We start from the raw sequence: 14,147 nt of genomic DNA, 5'->3' as shown, positions 1-14,147 counted from the left end.
CACGTCGATCAGGTGGTGCGAGAACCCCAGGAATCCGCCCTCCAGAGGGGCCTTCCGTACCTGATCGACGCGGCACGGTCCGCGGTCACACCCCGCTGTACGAGTGCAGCCCGTTCACGAAGATGTTCACGATGTAGTAGTTGATGATGAAGCAGGAGAAGGCGACCAGTGAGATGTACGCTGCCCGCCGGCCCTTCCAGCCACCCGTCGCGCGGGCGTGCAGGTAGACCGCGTACGCCACCCACGTGATGAAGGACCAGGTCTCCTTCGGGTCCCAGCCCCAGTAGCGGCCCCAGGCGTTCTCCGCCCAGATCGCGCCGCAGACGATCGCGAAGGTCCACAGCGGGAAGATCACCGCGTTGACCCGGTAGGCGAACTTGTCCAGCGCCGCGGCGGCGGGCAGCCGCTCGAAGAAGTCGTCGACCCGGACGCTGGTCCGGCCGGCCGCCTTGCGCTTGTCGTACGAGTCGCGGAACAGGAACAGCACCGAAGCGAACGCGCCCAGGTGGAGCACGCCGAAGGACATGATCGCCGACGAGACGTGGATCCACAGCCAGTACGAGTGCAGCGCCGGGACCAGCTGCTCGGAGTCGGTGTACAGGACCGTGACGGCCACTCCGAGGCCCATGAGCACCAGGAGTGTGACGAAGACGCCGAGCCAGCGGACCGGCTTCTTCAGCGCGAGCAGTACCAGGTACGCGCCCGCCACGATGAGCGCCACCGCGACCGAGAACTCGTACATGTTGCCCCACGGGGCACGCTTCACCGCGAAGCCGCGGGTCAGCAGTCCGGCCGCGTGCAGCACGAAGCCGAGCACGGTCATCGAGACCGCGACGCGGCCGACCATGTCGGCCTTGTCGCTGTCACCGGCGATGTCGCCGAAGTCGTCCGAGTCGCCGGCGTCGTGGCCGGAGCCCTGGACGATGACCTTCGGGCGCTCGGCGAGCGCGACGCCCCCGCCGCCCGCGGTCACGGCCTCAGCGGGGACCTCAGTCAGCGCCGCCGCGGTGCGGCCGACCCTGCTGCGGCTGCCGAAAGCCCATTCAGCGGCATAGGCGAAGAAGGCCAGCATGTAGACGGCGATGGCCGAATAGATGAAGACGTTGCTCCACTGGGCCAGTGATTCGTTGACGGCCACGCCCTACTCCTTGTTTCCGACAGTGTCGGGCTGTACGGATTTCTGCTCCGCGGGGATCCGCGTCTGCAGTTCGTCCACGAACGACTGGACCTCATCGGCCAGCCCGCCGCCTTCCGTGCGGGCCAGACCGGCGACCTCGATGACCGTACGCCCGTCTTCGCCCGGCGTCGCACGCACCCACATCCGGCGGCGCCGGATGAACAGGGACAGCACCAGACCGGCGATGGCCGCGATGATCGAGTAGAGCGCCAGGCCCTTGCCCGGCTCCTGCGAGACCTGGAAGTTGCCCCAGGTGGCGACGCCGTTGAAGGTGATCGAGCCCTGGTTGTCCGGCAACTGGATCGTGTCGCCGGGGCGCAGCATCATGCGGACGGGGTCGCTGCCCTTCTTGAACTGCGTCATCTTCTTCGGGTCGAGCCGGAACACCGACTGCGGGATCCCGGAGTCGACACCCAGGTCGCCGTGGTAGCCGGTGAGGAACAACGCGGGGTCGTCCAGCGACGGGAAGACCGAATGCGGTCCGCGGTCGCCGGTGATCCGCGCCGTCGGGGCGAACAGGCCTTCGAAGCCCAGTTGCTCCAGGCCCTTGGTGACGTCGGCGACCTTGATGACACCGGTCGACGTACGGTTTCCGTCCTGGGGGAGGAACGCCGTGGGGCCGTTGTAGGCGACGTTGCCCTGAGCGTCGCGCACAGTCACGTCCGGCGCGTACCCGGTGGCGATCAGGAACACTTTGGTGTCGCCGACCTCCAGCGGGTGGTTGACCTTGATCGTTCCCTGCTTCTCCGGGCCGTCCGGGGTCTCGCGGTACTTGATGTGCGCGGTGAAGGCCCGGGGCGCGCCGGTCTGCGCGCCGGTGCGCTCGAAGCGCTGGTCGATCTTCGTCAGCGTGAAGCTGAAGGGCTCCATGTCCTTGGTGTCGAACAGGCTGCCCGGCTGGAAGTCGTCGTACTGGGTGAGCGTGTTCGCGAAACCCTGCGGCGAACCCTCCACGACGATCTTGCCGCCTTTGCCGCTGTACAGGCTGCCGAGCGCGACCGCGATCAACACACCGAACAGCGCGAGGTGGAAGACCAGGTTCCCGGTCTCCCGGGTGTAGCCCTTCTCCGCGCCGATCGAGTCGGAACCGACGTTCGTACGGAAACGGCGCTTCTTCAGCGCGGCACCCGCTGCGGTGAGCGCGTCGGCCGGTGACGTGGCCGTCTCCCACCGCGCGTACACCGGCATCCGCTTCAGGTTGCGCGGTGCCGTCGGCGGGGTGCTGCGCAGCGCCTTGAGGTGGTGCCAGGTGCGCGGAATGATGCAGCCGGCCAGCGACACGAACAGCAGGATGTAGACCGCCGCGAACCACCAGGACGAGAAGACCTCGAACAGTTGGGCCTTGTCCATGATCTTGGCGCGGGTGGGGTGGTTCGTGAAGTACTGCGCGACCTTGATCGGGCTGATCGACCGCTGCGGGATCAGCGATCCCGGGATCGCCGCGAGCGACAGCATGAACAGCAGGACCAGGGCGACCCGCATCGACGTGAGTTGCCGCCACAGCCAGCGCAGCCAGCCGGTCACGTTGAGCGTGGGCTGGATTATGTCGTCGCTGCCGCGCCGTTCGTTGGGCGTGGTGCCCATGCCCGCCGCGGAGGCCGCGTCGGTGGTCGGTTCGGCCGGGGTTTCCGTACGTCCGGTGCTCAAGGTTCTCAGAATCCGATCGAGTAGCCGCTGACCCAGCTCTGCATCTGGCGCATCCAGGTGTCCCAGAGGCCGGTGACCATGAACAGGCCGAGCAGTACCAGCATGCCGCCGCCCAGGCGCATCACCCACACGTAGTGGCGTTTGACCCACGCGAATGCGCCGAGTGCCTTGCGGAAGGCGAGTGCGGTGAGGATGAACGGGACGCCGAGGCCGAGGCAGTAGATGACGCTGAGGAGCGCGCCGCGGCCTGCGGTGCCTTCCTGGAGCGACAGGGTCTGGACCGCGCTCAGGGTGGGGCCGATGCACGGGGTCCAGCCGAGGCCGAAAAGCACGCCGAGCATCGGCGCGCCGAGCAGTCCGAGGGTGGGCCTTTTGTGGAACCGGAACTCGCGCTGCATTCCGGGCAGGACGCCCATGAAGGACAGGCCGAGCACGACGGTGATCGCGCCGAAGATCTTGGTGAGTGTCTTCTGGTGCTCCAGCATGGTGCTGCCGAAGAAGCCGAAGGCCGCGCCCATCGAGGTGAACACCGCGGTGAAGCCGAGGACGAAGAGGAAGGCACCGAGGAGCAGCCGGCCGCGTTTGGCGTCCTTGATGTCGGCACCGGAGATTCCGGTGACGTAGGAGAGGTAGCCGGGGACCAGCGGCAGCACGCAGGGCGAGAAGAACGACACGAGTCCCGCCAGCAGCGCGATGGGCGCGGCGACGATGAAGGATCCGGTGAGGACGGTGTTGTTCACCCCGGTGTCCGCGACGAGAGTGAGCATCAGGCCGGCTCGTTCATGACCGGTTCGAGCATCGCCCGCAGCTTGCCCTCTTCCAGACCGCCCGCGTACCGCGCGGCGACCCGCCCCTGCCGGTCGATGACCAGCGTGGTGGGGATGCTGTTGGGGATGATGTCGCCCTTGAACTTCAGGATCTGCCGGCCTTCGGGGTCCCACATGCTCGGGTAGGTGATCCCGAACCGCTTCTCGAAGGCGATGGCGTTGTCCTGGCCGGAGTCGCGGGTGTTGATCCCGACGAACTCCACGCCCTTGGCCCGGGTGTCGGCGTACACCTTCTGCAGGTTCGGCGCTTCGCCCCGGCACGGGCCGCACCACGATCCCCACACGTTGAGGACGACGACCTTGCCCTTGAAGTCAGCGAGGCTGATCGGCTTGCCGGTGAGATCCTCGCCGGAGACCTGGGGGGCCGTCTTACGGTCGGCCGCGTTGACTTGGGTGACACCCGCGTCGGCGGCGTCGACGTAACCCTGCTCGCCGCCCGACGACCCGCCGGAACTCCCGCCGCAAGCGGTGAGTGCGAGCAAACCGACCGTGACCAGCGCGGCGGCACGGCTGAGCGAGTGACCCCTTGTACGCATGTGAAAAGTTTCGCATGGGCCCCGGACGCCACTGCGGCGGGTGGCGTCCGGAACACACCGCACCTTTAACTAATTCTTACGCTCCGAAGGACTTCACCAGGTGGGCGGGCAGGAGGTCCCGCGCCGGTTCGCTGTAGCCGACGCTGACGATGCGGTCGCCCTCATACGTGAAGCTCGTCAGCGAGGCCAGCGAGCACTGCCGCTTGCGCGGGTCGTGCCACAGCTTGCGGCGCTCGACGAACAGCCGGGTCACCCAGACCGGCAGCTGATGCGACACGCACACGGCCTCATGGCCGCGGGCTGCGTCGCGGGCCGCGTTCAGCGCGCCGAGCATCCGCACGACCTGCTCGATGTACGGCTCCCCCCACGACGGGCGGAAGGGGTTGCGCAGGTGCTTCCAGTACTCCGGCTTGCGCAACGACCCGTCGCCCACCCCGAAGGTCTTGCCTTCGAAGATGTTCTCCGCCTCAAGCAGGCGCGGGTCGGTGGCCAGCGACAGACCGTGCCGCCCGGCGATCGGCGTGGCGGTCTCCTGGGCACGCTCCAGCGGCGAGGCCACCACGTGGGTGATGTCCCGCGACGCGAGGTGGTCGGCGACCCGCTCAGCCATCTTCACGCCGAGTTCGGACAGGTTGTAGCCCGGGAGCCGTCCGTACAGCACGCCTTCGGGGTTGTGCACCTCGCCGTGTCGCATGAGGTGGACGACGGTGACGTCACTCATGGATCAGTTCTCCTGAGCTGTAGCTGCGGCGCGGGCCGCGGCGGGGAGGGCATCGATGATCTTGTTGACCGCGATGTCGTCGTGCGCGGCCGAGACGAACCACGCCTCGAACGCACTCGGCGGAAGGTACACCCCAGCGTTGAGCATGGAGTGGAAGAAGGGCCCGTAGCGGAAGGATTCGGCCGCTTTGGCCTGCTCGTAGTCCCGTACGGCCGAATCGGTGAAGAAGATCGAGAACATCGTCCCGGCCGTGGAGACGGTGTGCGCGACGCCTTCCTTCGCCAACGCGGCGGACGCTTCCGTACGGATGGTCCGCGACACGTGGTCGAGCCGGGTGTAGACGTCGGGGGTGCAGTTGCGCAGCGTGGCCAGTCCGGCGGCGGTCGCCACCGGGTTACCGGACAGCGTGCCGGCCTGGTAGACGGGCCCGACGGGGGCGAGGTGCGCCATCACGTCGGCCCGGCCGCCGAAGGCCGCCGCCGGGAAGCCACCGCCCATGACCTTGCCGAACGTCATGAGGTCGGGGACGACACCGTCGATGCCGAACCAGCCGGTCTGCGACGCCCGGAAACCGGTCATCACCTCGTCGGAGACGAACAGCGCCCCGTTGGCGTGGCACAGGTCCTTCAGGCCCTGGTTGAAACCGGGCTCCGGGGTGACCACGCCCATGTTGCCGGACGCCGCCTCGGTGATCACACAGGCGATCTCGGAGCCGTGCGCGGCGAACGCGGCCCGGACCGCGGCCAGGTCGTTGTACGGGAGGACGATCGTGTCGGCCGCCGACGCGCCGGTGACACCGGGTGTGTCCGGCAACGCGAAGGTCGCCAGACCGGAACCGGCGGCGGCGAGCAGCGCGTCCACATGACCGTGGTAGCACCCGGCGAACTTGATGATCTTCGAACGTCCCGTGAAGCCCCGGGCCAGCCGGATCGCCGACATGGTCGCTTCCGTGCCGGACGACACCAGACGGACCTGCTCGACCGCGTCGATCCGCGAAACGATCTCCTCGGCCAGTTCCACCTCCCCGACCCCGGGCGTGCCGAACGATGTGCCGCGGGTCACAGCGGCCTGCACGGCCTCGATCACCGCCGGGTGCGCGTGCCCCAGGATCATCGGACCCCACGAGCACACCAGGTCCACATATTCACGCCCGTCGGCGTCGGTCAGGTACGGCCCGTTGCCGGACACCATGAAACGCGGCGTGCCGCCGACCGCGCGGAACGCACGGACCGGCGAGTTCACGCCACCGGGCGTGACTGCCTGGGCACGCTCGAACAAGGCCTCGGACGCCGGGGCCTCCGCCGGATACGGACGCTGGGGAAAACTGTTGTCGGAGCTCACCCCGCCATGCTCTCAGAGCCCGCCGGGGAACTCCCGCCGGACAGGTCGACGGCTCCGCGTGCTACGGCGGACGGCCGGCGCTCGGTATGATCTGGCGACCCGGAAATACGCCTATGGGACAGATGCGCGTGTCCCGCCGCTGCCGAAACGCGTGTTTCGGCGCTCCGGGTCCGGGACGATGACCGGAGCGGTCCGGACAGAACGGACGAACCGGCCAGGGCATGACCCGGGCCCTTGTATGCGGAGTCCGGGTGCGGCGGCGACGATTCGGGGTGTACGCGCGGTGGCGACGACACGACCTGAGCGCACACTGCGCACGGTCACCCGTAAGCCTGCGCACCGAAAACCCCAACTTTCCACGCCGGCCGTCCGATTCGCCGGAATAAGACCGGACCGCCGGTCTTGACCCGCCCGTAACCTGAGACGATCTGTACCGGACCGTCGGACTCCCCTTCCGGCATCCCTCCGACGTTCCTCCGACATACATCCGACACGGAGTCAGGTGCCCGCCCTCGGCCCCCGTTCCGGATCGGACAGCTCCGCCGAAAAGCTTGCCCACCACCGCGGACCGCAGTGCACTGCCCCGCCATCAGATCGCGAAGGGAGGTGGCCTCGTGGGTGTGACGTACGAGTACTTCGGCGCGCCGGACCGCGCGACCGCAGCACGCGTACCTACCCTGCTCGACCCGACTCCACTCGACCAGGGCGTATTCGATCAGGCCGGGTTCGATCAGGCCGGCTTCAGCCAAGACCTGCGCGAGAGCCCGGAGCGACCCTCCAACTCGTACATCTCCAAGGTCAAGCCGGAGACGGTCAGCATGATGATCCTGTCCCTGCTCGGGGACACTCCGAAGGAACAGCAGCCCCCGCTCGAACTGATCATTCTGCACCCCACGCACGCCGTGGTGCAGTTGCCGCCCAACCTCCTCAAGGTCCTGCGCGACGCGACCGAGGAGGAACTGGGCGCCGCCGCGTTCATCTGGTCCACGGTCCCCGACCGGCGGGTCCCCCGGGACGCCTACCTGCTCTACCGGATGCTGCACGACTGGACCCTCTTCGCCCGCGAACTGCACAACGCGGGGCACCAGCTGTTCTGCCTGATGCATTCCTGAAGCACGGAAACCAGGGAAGCACCGCCCTTCGCAGTTTTGACCACGCAGTTTTGACCACGCAGTTTTGACCACGCAGTTTTGACCACACGGTTTTGACTCTTGCAGTTTTAACCCATGCGGTTTAACGTCCCCGCCATGGGACGACCGCCGGGTGACGCCCGGCTGCGCATGATCGAGGCGGCGGAGCACCTGTTCGCCGAACGCGGCGTCCACGGCGTCTCGTTGCGCGAGATCGGCACACAGGCGGGCCAGCGCAACACCGCCGCCGCGCGCTACCACTTCGGCAGCAAGGAAGCCCTGGTGGACGCGGTGTTCGAGCACCGCATGACGCCCGTCAACGCGCACCGGACCCGATTGCTGGCCTGGTTCGACGAGGCCGGCCGGGGCCACGAACCCCGCGCGCTCGTCGAGGCGTTCCTCCTCCCCCTGGCCCAGACCCTGGGCACCCGCGACGAACCGTCGTGGTACCTGCGGTTCTGCGTGCACGCCGGCTTCCTGGCGGACACCGCGCCCACCGACCTCGCCCGCCAGGAGTGGACCCGCGGCCTCTACACCGTCCGCGAACGACTGACCGCGCAGCTGACGCATCTTCCGCCGCCGCTGCGGGCCGAGCGTTTCCTCCTGCTGTCCGGCTACCTCGGCCACGCGCTGGCCGACCGCGAGATGTTCCTGCAGTACGGCACCACTCCCGAACCCAGCGACCGCCGGTCGTTCCTGTCGACGCTGACGGACACCGCGGTCGCCCTCGTCCTGGCACCGGTGGGGCAACCGGTGTGATCCAGTGGCGGCTCATCGCGGTCAGGCCGGGATCAGCGGCCACTGGATCAAAATCCTCGTACACCCCTAGGAGGTCCACCGTGACCGGCACCACGCAACAGACCGCGACAGACCTCGATGTCCGCCCGATGGCCGGGCTCATCGGCGCCGAGATCCTCGGCGTGGACCTCAGCAAGCCGCTCGGCGACGACGTCGTGGCGGCGATCCGGGCCGCCTGGCTCACGTGGAAGGTCGTCTTCTTCCGCGACCAGGACATCACGCAGGCCCAGCACCAGGCGTTCGCGCGACAGTTCGGCGCGCCCGTCCCCGGACACCCCACGCTGCCCGCGCAGTTCCCGGACTTCCCGGAGATCCTGCTGCTCGACACAAAGCAGATGGGTGGTGACGGGATGGGCGGGATGGGCGGTGGGGCCCAGGTCGAGAGCCGCTGGCACACCGACGTCACGTTCATACCCGAACCGCCGGCCGGCTCGATCCTGCGCGGGGTGGTCGTCCCCGGGTACGGCGGCGACACGCAGTGGCTCAACCTGGCCGCCGCGTACGCGGAACTCTCCCAGCCGATCAGGGACATGATCGACGGGCTGACCGCCGTGCACCACAACGTCCTGCCGATGAAACGCGGCGAACTGCCCGGCGGGCTCGCGAAGATCTTCCTCGGCGACGGGCTGCGCGCGGTCCACCCGGTGGTGCGGGTGCACCCGGAGACCGGCGAGAAGGCCATCTTCGTGAACCCGCTGTTCACGAGCCACATCCTGGAGCTGACCCGCAACGAGGGCCGCCGGATCCTGGAGATGCTGTACGAGCACATGACGGATGAGAAGTTCACCGTACGGCTGCGCTGGCAGCCCGGCACGATCGCCTTCTGGGACAACCGCGCCACCGCGCACATCGTCCCCACGGACCTCCCCGCAGGCGTGCACCGCTCGATGCAGCGCATCACCATCACGGGCGACACGCCCGTGGGCGCGACGGGTTTCACCTCGCACGTGCTCACCAACAGCTGAGGCGACCGGCACGCGGTTGAAAGAGTTCCAGGGCCTCCCGGCCCTGGAACCCTCAAAATCGTTATGGCGTACGGGACTTCCCCTACACAATCAGGCGACAGCCCCGCGCGCCGTCAGCTGTTTCACCCACACATACGCAGGCACCCGCCACACCGGCACGATGCGCTGAGCAGGCGTGGGCTCCAGGCGGAACAAGTACCGAAGTCGCCAGCGGACAACCGTACTGTCGCGGGCTCTGCGGTGGAACTGAAGCTCCTGGTCGTCATTCCGCGGTCACTCCCCGCAACCCACCCGCGCCGAACACCGGTTCCAGGAACGCCCGGAAGTCCGGTCCGCGGCGCAGGCTGTGCCCACCGTCCGCGTTGACGACCTGGCCGGTGATCCAGGTGGACTCGGGGCCGAGCAGGAATGCCGCGAGCGCGGCGATGTCCTCGACCTCACCGGGGCGGCCGATCGGCGTGCAGGCCATGTAGTCGTCGAAGACCGGGCCCGGCTGGGTGATCGCGTCGACCAGTTCGGTCTTCACCAGGCCCGGCCGGATGCCGTTGACCCGCACCTGCGACGGGCCGAGCTCGTCGGCGGCCAGCTGAACAAGCTGGTCCACTGCGGCTTTTGACGGACCGTACGCCCCGAACCAGCGGTGTGTGTTGGACGCCGCGATCGACGAGATCGCCAGGAACGAACCGCCGCCGTTGCGCACCATGTGCCGCGCGGAGTGCTTGAGCGCCAGCATCGTGCCGGTGAGGTTCAGCTCGACGGTGTCCCGCCACTTCTGCGCGTCCATCTGCGTGATGGGGCCCATCGTGGAGTTGCCGCCGGCCGAGGCGACGACGGCCCGCAGCGGGGCGATGTCCTGTGCCTGCTGGACCGCGGCGGCCAACTGGTCCTCATCGGTGGTGTCACACGCGACGTAGGCGACACGTGTCCCCTGGGCCACCTTTTCAATCTCGGCGACGGCCTTCTTCAGCCGTTCCTCGCTACGCCCCGCGATGACGACATGCGCGCCTTCGGACGCCAGCCGTATCGCGCAGCCCAGGCCGATGCCACTGCCGCCGCCGGTGATGAACGCCGAGGCGTTGTCGAACTTCTTGATACGAGTCTGAATCCCGGTCACTTCTGCGCTCCTGAAGGGTTGTACACAGCGCCGTCGGCGGGCCACAGCGGCTGGTCGACGGTGAACCCGAGGTCCCCGTCCCAACTGTTGCGCGCGGCCACCTCGTGCGCGTTGATCCGCGGGGCGACGCCCCACTTGCCGGTCGGGTAGCCCATCGAGACGCAGCAGGACATGTTCCAGTGCTGGTCCTTCGGCACGCCGAGGATCTCCAGGACCTCTTCCTTGCCCCAGATGCCCAGGACCGCGGTGATCGCACTGCCGACGCCCTCAGCGCGGGCGGCGAGCTGCGCGGACCACACCGACGGGAAGATCGAGCCGCCGGACGGGTCACCTTGGATGAACCCGAACAGGAACAACGGCACCTGCTCGAAGTTGTCCGCCAGCCACTGCGACGACTTCTGCACGGCACGGAACTGCTTCGAGTCAGCCGACTCGGGATCGGCCTCGGCCGCCGCCACCTTCGGCGCGTACACCGTCTTCCAGAGCGTGTCGATCGCGGTCCGGTAGATCGGCCCGATCCGCGCCTTCACCTCGACCGAGTCGACCAGCAGGAAACGCCAGTTCTGCGCATTGCCACCGCTGGGCGCGCGAACCGCGGCATCCAGGATGCGGGCCTGGACATCGTACGGAACCGGATCCGGCTTGACCCTGCGCATGGCACGGGTGGTGTAGAGGGCCTCATTGATATCCATGCGGAACTCCTGGTGTTTCAGCGGATGTTCGGACTTGACCGAAATTCAGACGACCGCGCCGGATGCACGCAGCCCGGCGACGGTCGCCGCGGACAACCCCCACGCGGCCAGCGCCGCGTCCGTGTCCCCGCCGTCGCCGGCGGGGCCGGGGTTGACCGGGCGGCTCGGGACCGCTGCGGCGGTGCGGCTGAACCGCGGCCCCGGCGCCGGTTCCGGGATGCCGTCCACGACGTGGAACGTCCCGCGCTCGATGTGGTGCGGATGCTCGTGGGCTTCAACCGGCGTCAGCACCGGCGCGAAGCACGCGTCGTCACCTTCGAGCAGATCACACCATTCCCGGCGGGATTTCGTCCGGAAGATCCCGCCCAGCCTGGCCTTCATCCGCGGCCACCGGTCCTGGGTGTACTGCTTGGCGAAGTCCGGGTCGTCGGCCAGCCCCATCAGCTCCAGGAACCGTGCGAAGAAGTGCGGTTCGATCGCGCCGACGGCGACGTACTTCGCATCAGCCGTCTCGTACACGTCGTAGAACGGCGCACCGGAGTCGAGCATGTTGGTACCGCGCGGACCGAGCCCGCCGCCGGCCGCCATCGTGAACCAGACCGACCCGATGTTGGCCGCGCCGTCGATCATCGCGGCGTCCACGACCTGGCCCTCGCCGCTGCGCGCGGACTCCAGGAGCGCGCAGACGATCCCGTACGCGAGGAACATCCCACCGCCGCCGAAGTCGGCGACGAGGTTCAGCGGGACGGTCGGCGGCTGTCCGGCCCGGCCGATCGGCTCCAGCATCCCGGACAGCGCCAGGTAGTCGATGTCGTGCCCGACGGTCCTGGCGAGCGGGCCGGTCTGCCCCCACCCGGTGAGCCGCCCGAAGACGAGTTTCGGATTGCGCTCCAGACACACATCAGGACCCAACCCCAGCCGCTCCATCACACCGGGCCGGAACGGCTCGATCAACGCATCGGCCTTCCCGATGAGGTCGAGCGCGGCCGACACACCGTCAGGGTGCTTCAGATCCACGGCGATCGACCGCTTCCCCCGGTTCATCGGATTGCGCGGCGGCCCGTCGAACCCCTTGCGCGCGGCGTCCGCGCGGTCGATCCGCAGGACCTCCGCGCCCATGTCGGCGAGCAGCATCCCGCAGTACGGCCCGGGACCGAGGCCGACGAACTCGACGACCCGCACCCCGGTCAGTGGTCCGCCGGACTTCGCCATGCTGCCTCCAGAGCCGTACCCGATAACTGACGAGACGTCAGACTAGACTTCAGTCTCATCGGGAGACAAGATCTCTCCATGGCACAGTCCAACACCACCATCACCCTGACCCGAGCGCTCAGCCCCGACCAGCAGGCCAGGCGCGAGCGCCTGGTGCAGTCCGCCTGCGACCTGGCCATCGAGGGCGGTTACGCAGCGGTCACCATGCATGACGTGGCGGACCGCGCACAGGTGTCCCGGGCGACTGTCTACCGGTACTTCACCTCAAAAAACCACCTGCTCAGCGAGGTCTCGGCACTCTGGATCGGCCGCGCCCTGGCAGACCTGACGAGCCGTGAACTCCCGGAAGGACCGGCCGAGCGGCTCAGCACGATGCTGTGCCTGCTGGTCGAGCTGAGCGCGGAGTACCCCCTGCTCGCCGAAGCCGTAGTCCAGGCCGCGACCAGCGCGGACCCCTCGGCGGAGGTCTCCCACGGCACCTTCCAGAGCAGCATCAAACGGATCACCGCGCTCGCCTTCGAAGGCACCGACCTCACGGATGAATTCCGCACCGACGTCGACACCGTCCTCGGCCACGTTCTGCTGTCAGGCCTGGTCTCGTTGACCTGCCGGGGCCGCAGCAGCGCCGAGGTCCAGGAAGTGATGCGCACCGCTGTGCGGCTCATCGCGAATTTTTCCTGACGCGGCGGAGCTTTCCTGACCCAGCAGACTTTTCCTGACCCAGCAGACTTTTCCTGACCCAGCAGACTTTTCCTGACCTTCCATCAGACACGTGACACCCCACCAGGAGGCGCCATGGGCACCACGCCCGCACGTGAGATACACCTGCTCGACCGTGAGTGGTACGCGGGTGACCCGTACGCCGACTACGCCTGGCTGCGCGCCGAGGCCCCGGTGTACTACAGCGAGCAGGCCAAGGTCTGGGGCCTGACCACCCACGAGGACGTCTCGTGGGCCGAGCGGCACCCCGAACTGCTCTCCTCCGCCAAGGGCTCCCGCCCCTACGTCGGCCCGCAGCCGTCGATGATCGACGCCGACGACCCGGTGCACTACCGCCGCCGCAAGCTCGTCTCCAAGGGCTTCACCCCGCGCCGCATCTCCGGCATGGAGGACCACGTCCGCGGCATCGTGACCACGCTCATCGACAAGATGACCGACGGCAAGAACGAAGCCGACCTGGTCAAGGAGTTCTCCGCAGTACTCCCGATGACCCTCATCGGCGAACTCCTGGGCATCAAGCACGGCGACCACGGCAAGCTCCAGCACTGGGCCGACGTGATGGTCATGCTCTCCGACGGCGGCGAGTTCAGCCACCTGGCCGGAGAGGCGTTCAACGAATACCTCACCTACACCCTGAACGTCATCGAGGAACGCCGCGGCCAGGCACCCGAGGACCTCATCGGCACGCTGGTGAACGCCGAAGTCGACGGCGAGAAGCTCACCACCGAGGAACTCGTCGGCGAATCCCTGCTGTTGCTCGTCGGCGGCAACGAGACCACCCGCAACGTGATTTCGGGCGGCCTCAACGCGCTCCTGCGCAACCCCGACCAGCTCACCAGGTTGCGTGACGACCCGTCACTGATCCCGACGGCCGTCGAGGAGTGCCTGCGCTGGGTCTCCCCCGTGGTCAACATGGCCCGCCACACCACCGAGGACATCACGCTGCACGGCGTGACAATCCCCGCCGGCGAGACCGTGATGATGCTGTACGGAGCCGCGAACCGCGACGCCGACGTGTTCGAAGACCCGGAAACCTTCAACGCGTTCCGTACGGCGAACCCACACATCGCCTTCGGCTCGGGCCCGCACTTCTGCCTGGGGTCTTCACTGGCCCGGCTGGAGATCCGGGTGGCGCTTGAGGAGATCCTGGGCCGACTGCCCGCGCTGCGTCTCGCGTCCGACGAGCCGCTGGCGCACACTCCGTCGTCGTTCATCCGGGGGATCGCGTCGATGCCGGTGGCGTTCTGAGCGACCCCGCGCCCGTCGG

At 68.1% G+C, this 14,147-nt stretch carries 14 protein-coding genes; 5 read left to right on the top strand and 9 right to left on the bottom strand.

Annotation, left to right across the window (positions count from 1 at the left end):
* Nucleotides 1-85 precede the first annotated feature (85 nt).
* From ccsB to hemL, 6 genes are all read right to left on the bottom strand, one after another.
* A complete protein-coding gene (ccsB, locus tag AC0Z36_RS00280) occupies nucleotides 86-1,138 on the bottom strand; it encodes a c-type cytochrome biogenesis protein CcsB (protein WP_485460534.1) in 1,053 nt (350 codons plus the stop codon).
* Between the two features lie 3 nt (nucleotides 1,139-1,141).
* Nucleotides 1,142-2,824 carry a cytochrome c biogenesis protein ResB gene (resB, locus tag AC0Z36_RS00275; protein WP_485460533.1) on the bottom strand — a complete coding sequence of 561 codons (1,683 nt, stop codon included), beginning with the start codon at nucleotides 2,822-2,824 and terminating at the stop codon, nucleotides 1,142-1,144.
* A gap of 5 nt (nucleotides 2,825-2,829) precedes the next feature.
* Complete coding sequence (locus AC0Z36_RS00270) at nucleotides 2,830-3,591, bottom strand: cytochrome c biogenesis CcdA family protein (RefSeq protein ID WP_485460532.1); 762 nt, start codon at nucleotides 3,589-3,591, stop codon at nucleotides 2,830-2,832.
* Nucleotides 3,591-4,187: a TlpA family protein disulfide reductase gene (locus AC0Z36_RS00265; protein WP_485460531.1), complete on the bottom strand. Its 597-nt coding sequence runs from the start codon at nucleotides 4,185-4,187 to the stop codon at nucleotides 3,591-3,593. Before AC0Z36_RS00265 ends, AC0Z36_RS00270 begins: the two co-directional genes overlap by 1 nt.
* Before the next feature lie 76 nt (nucleotides 4,188-4,263).
* On the bottom strand, nucleotides 4,264-4,908 hold the full coding sequence (locus tag AC0Z36_RS00260) for a histidine phosphatase family protein (protein WP_485460530.1): 645 nt from the start codon (nucleotides 4,906-4,908) through the stop codon (nucleotides 4,264-4,266).
* Nucleotides 4,909-4,911: 3 nt separating this feature from the next.
* Nucleotides 4,912-6,249: a glutamate-1-semialdehyde 2,1-aminomutase gene (gene hemL / locus AC0Z36_RS00255; protein ID WP_485460529.1), complete on the bottom strand. Its 1,338-nt coding sequence runs from the start codon at nucleotides 6,247-6,249 to the stop codon at nucleotides 4,912-4,914.
* 614 nt (nucleotides 6,250-6,863) lie between these two features.
* Here hemL and AC0Z36_RS00250 point away from each other — a divergent pair.
* From AC0Z36_RS00250 to AC0Z36_RS00240, 3 genes are all read left to right on the top strand, one after another.
* Nucleotides 6,864-7,361, top strand: coding sequence for a hypothetical protein (locus tag AC0Z36_RS00250; protein WP_485460528.1), 498 nt, complete (start codon nucleotides 6,864-6,866; stop codon nucleotides 7,359-7,361).
* A 135-nt stretch (nucleotides 7,362-7,496) separates the two neighbouring features.
* Complete coding sequence (locus tag AC0Z36_RS00245; protein ID WP_485460527.1) at nucleotides 7,497-8,138, top strand: TetR/AcrR family transcriptional regulator; 642 nt, start codon at nucleotides 7,497-7,499, stop codon at nucleotides 8,136-8,138.
* Between the two features lie 80 nt (nucleotides 8,139-8,218).
* The gene (locus AC0Z36_RS00240) at nucleotides 8,219-9,142 is read left to right on the top strand and encodes a TauD/TfdA dioxygenase family protein (protein WP_485460526.1); all 924 of its coding nucleotides are present in this window, start codon (nucleotides 8,219-8,221) and stop codon (nucleotides 9,140-9,142) included.
* Between the two features lie 262 nt (nucleotides 9,143-9,404).
* Here AC0Z36_RS00240 and AC0Z36_RS00235 read toward each other — a convergent pair whose 3' ends face one another.
* The 3 genes from AC0Z36_RS00235 to AC0Z36_RS00225 are packed head-to-tail and all read right to left on the bottom strand — an operon-like array spanning nucleotide 9,405 to nucleotide 12,160.
* A complete protein-coding gene (locus AC0Z36_RS00235; RefSeq protein WP_485460525.1) occupies nucleotides 9,405-10,256 on the bottom strand; it encodes an SDR family oxidoreductase in 852 nt (283 codons plus the stop codon).
* Entirely contained in the window at nucleotides 10,253-10,948 is a 696-nt protein-coding gene (locus AC0Z36_RS00230; protein ID WP_485460524.1) for a nitroreductase family protein, read from the bottom strand. Before AC0Z36_RS00230 ends, AC0Z36_RS00235 begins: the two co-directional genes overlap by 4 nt.
* Before the next feature lie 45 nt (nucleotides 10,949-10,993).
* A complete protein-coding gene (locus AC0Z36_RS00225; protein WP_485460523.1) occupies nucleotides 10,994-12,160 on the bottom strand; it encodes a CaiB/BaiF CoA transferase family protein in 1,167 nt (388 codons plus the stop codon).
* 78 nt (nucleotides 12,161-12,238) lie between these two features.
* Here AC0Z36_RS00225 and AC0Z36_RS00220 point away from each other — a divergent pair, with 78 nt between their 5' ends.
* Together AC0Z36_RS00220 and AC0Z36_RS00215 are read left to right on the top strand one after the other, a co-directional pair.
* Entirely contained in the window at nucleotides 12,239-12,841 is a 603-nt protein-coding gene (locus AC0Z36_RS00220) for a TetR/AcrR family transcriptional regulator (RefSeq protein ID WP_485460522.1), read from the top strand.
* Nucleotides 12,842-12,955: 114 nt separating this feature from the next.
* A complete protein-coding gene (locus AC0Z36_RS00215) occupies nucleotides 12,956-14,128 on the top strand; it encodes a cytochrome P450 (RefSeq protein WP_485460521.1) in 1,173 nt (390 codons plus the stop codon).
* The last annotated feature ends 19 nt before the right edge of the window (nucleotides 14,129-14,147 follow it).

Source organism: Kitasatospora sp. UYEF31 (assembly GCF_057291755.1).
This window is presented reverse-complemented; position numbering and strand designations above follow the sequence as displayed.

Bases quoted from the DNA above. Each gene is read 5' to 3' on its own strand.
- AC0Z36_RS00265 (WP_485460531.1), bottom strand. From the start codon at position 4,187: ATGCGTACAAGGGGTCACTCGCTCAGCCGTGCCGCCGCGCTGGTCACG.
- AC0Z36_RS00220 (WP_485460522.1), top strand. From the start codon at position 12,239: ATGGCACAGTCCAACACCACCATCACCCTGACCCGAGCGCTCAGCCCC.
- AC0Z36_RS00260 (WP_485460530.1), bottom strand. From the start codon at position 4,908: ATGAGTGACGTCACCGTCGTCCACCTCATGCGACACGGCGAGGTGCAC.
- AC0Z36_RS00270 (WP_485460532.1), bottom strand. From the start codon at position 3,591: ATGCTCACTCTCGTCGCGGACACCGGGGTGAACAACACCGTCCTCACC.
- AC0Z36_RS00230 (WP_485460524.1), bottom strand. From the start codon at position 10,948: ATGGATATCAATGAGGCCCTCTACACCACCCGTGCCATGCGCAGGGTC.
- AC0Z36_RS00215 (WP_485460521.1), top strand. From the start codon at position 12,956: ATGGGCACCACGCCCGCACGTGAGATACACCTGCTCGACCGTGAGTGG.
- AC0Z36_RS00225 (WP_485460523.1), bottom strand. From the start codon at position 12,160: ATGGCGAAGTCCGGCGGACCACTGACCGGGGTGCGGGTCGTCGAGTTC.
- AC0Z36_RS00245 (WP_485460527.1), top strand. From the start codon at position 7,497: ATGGGACGACCGCCGGGTGACGCCCGGCTGCGCATGATCGAGGCGGCG.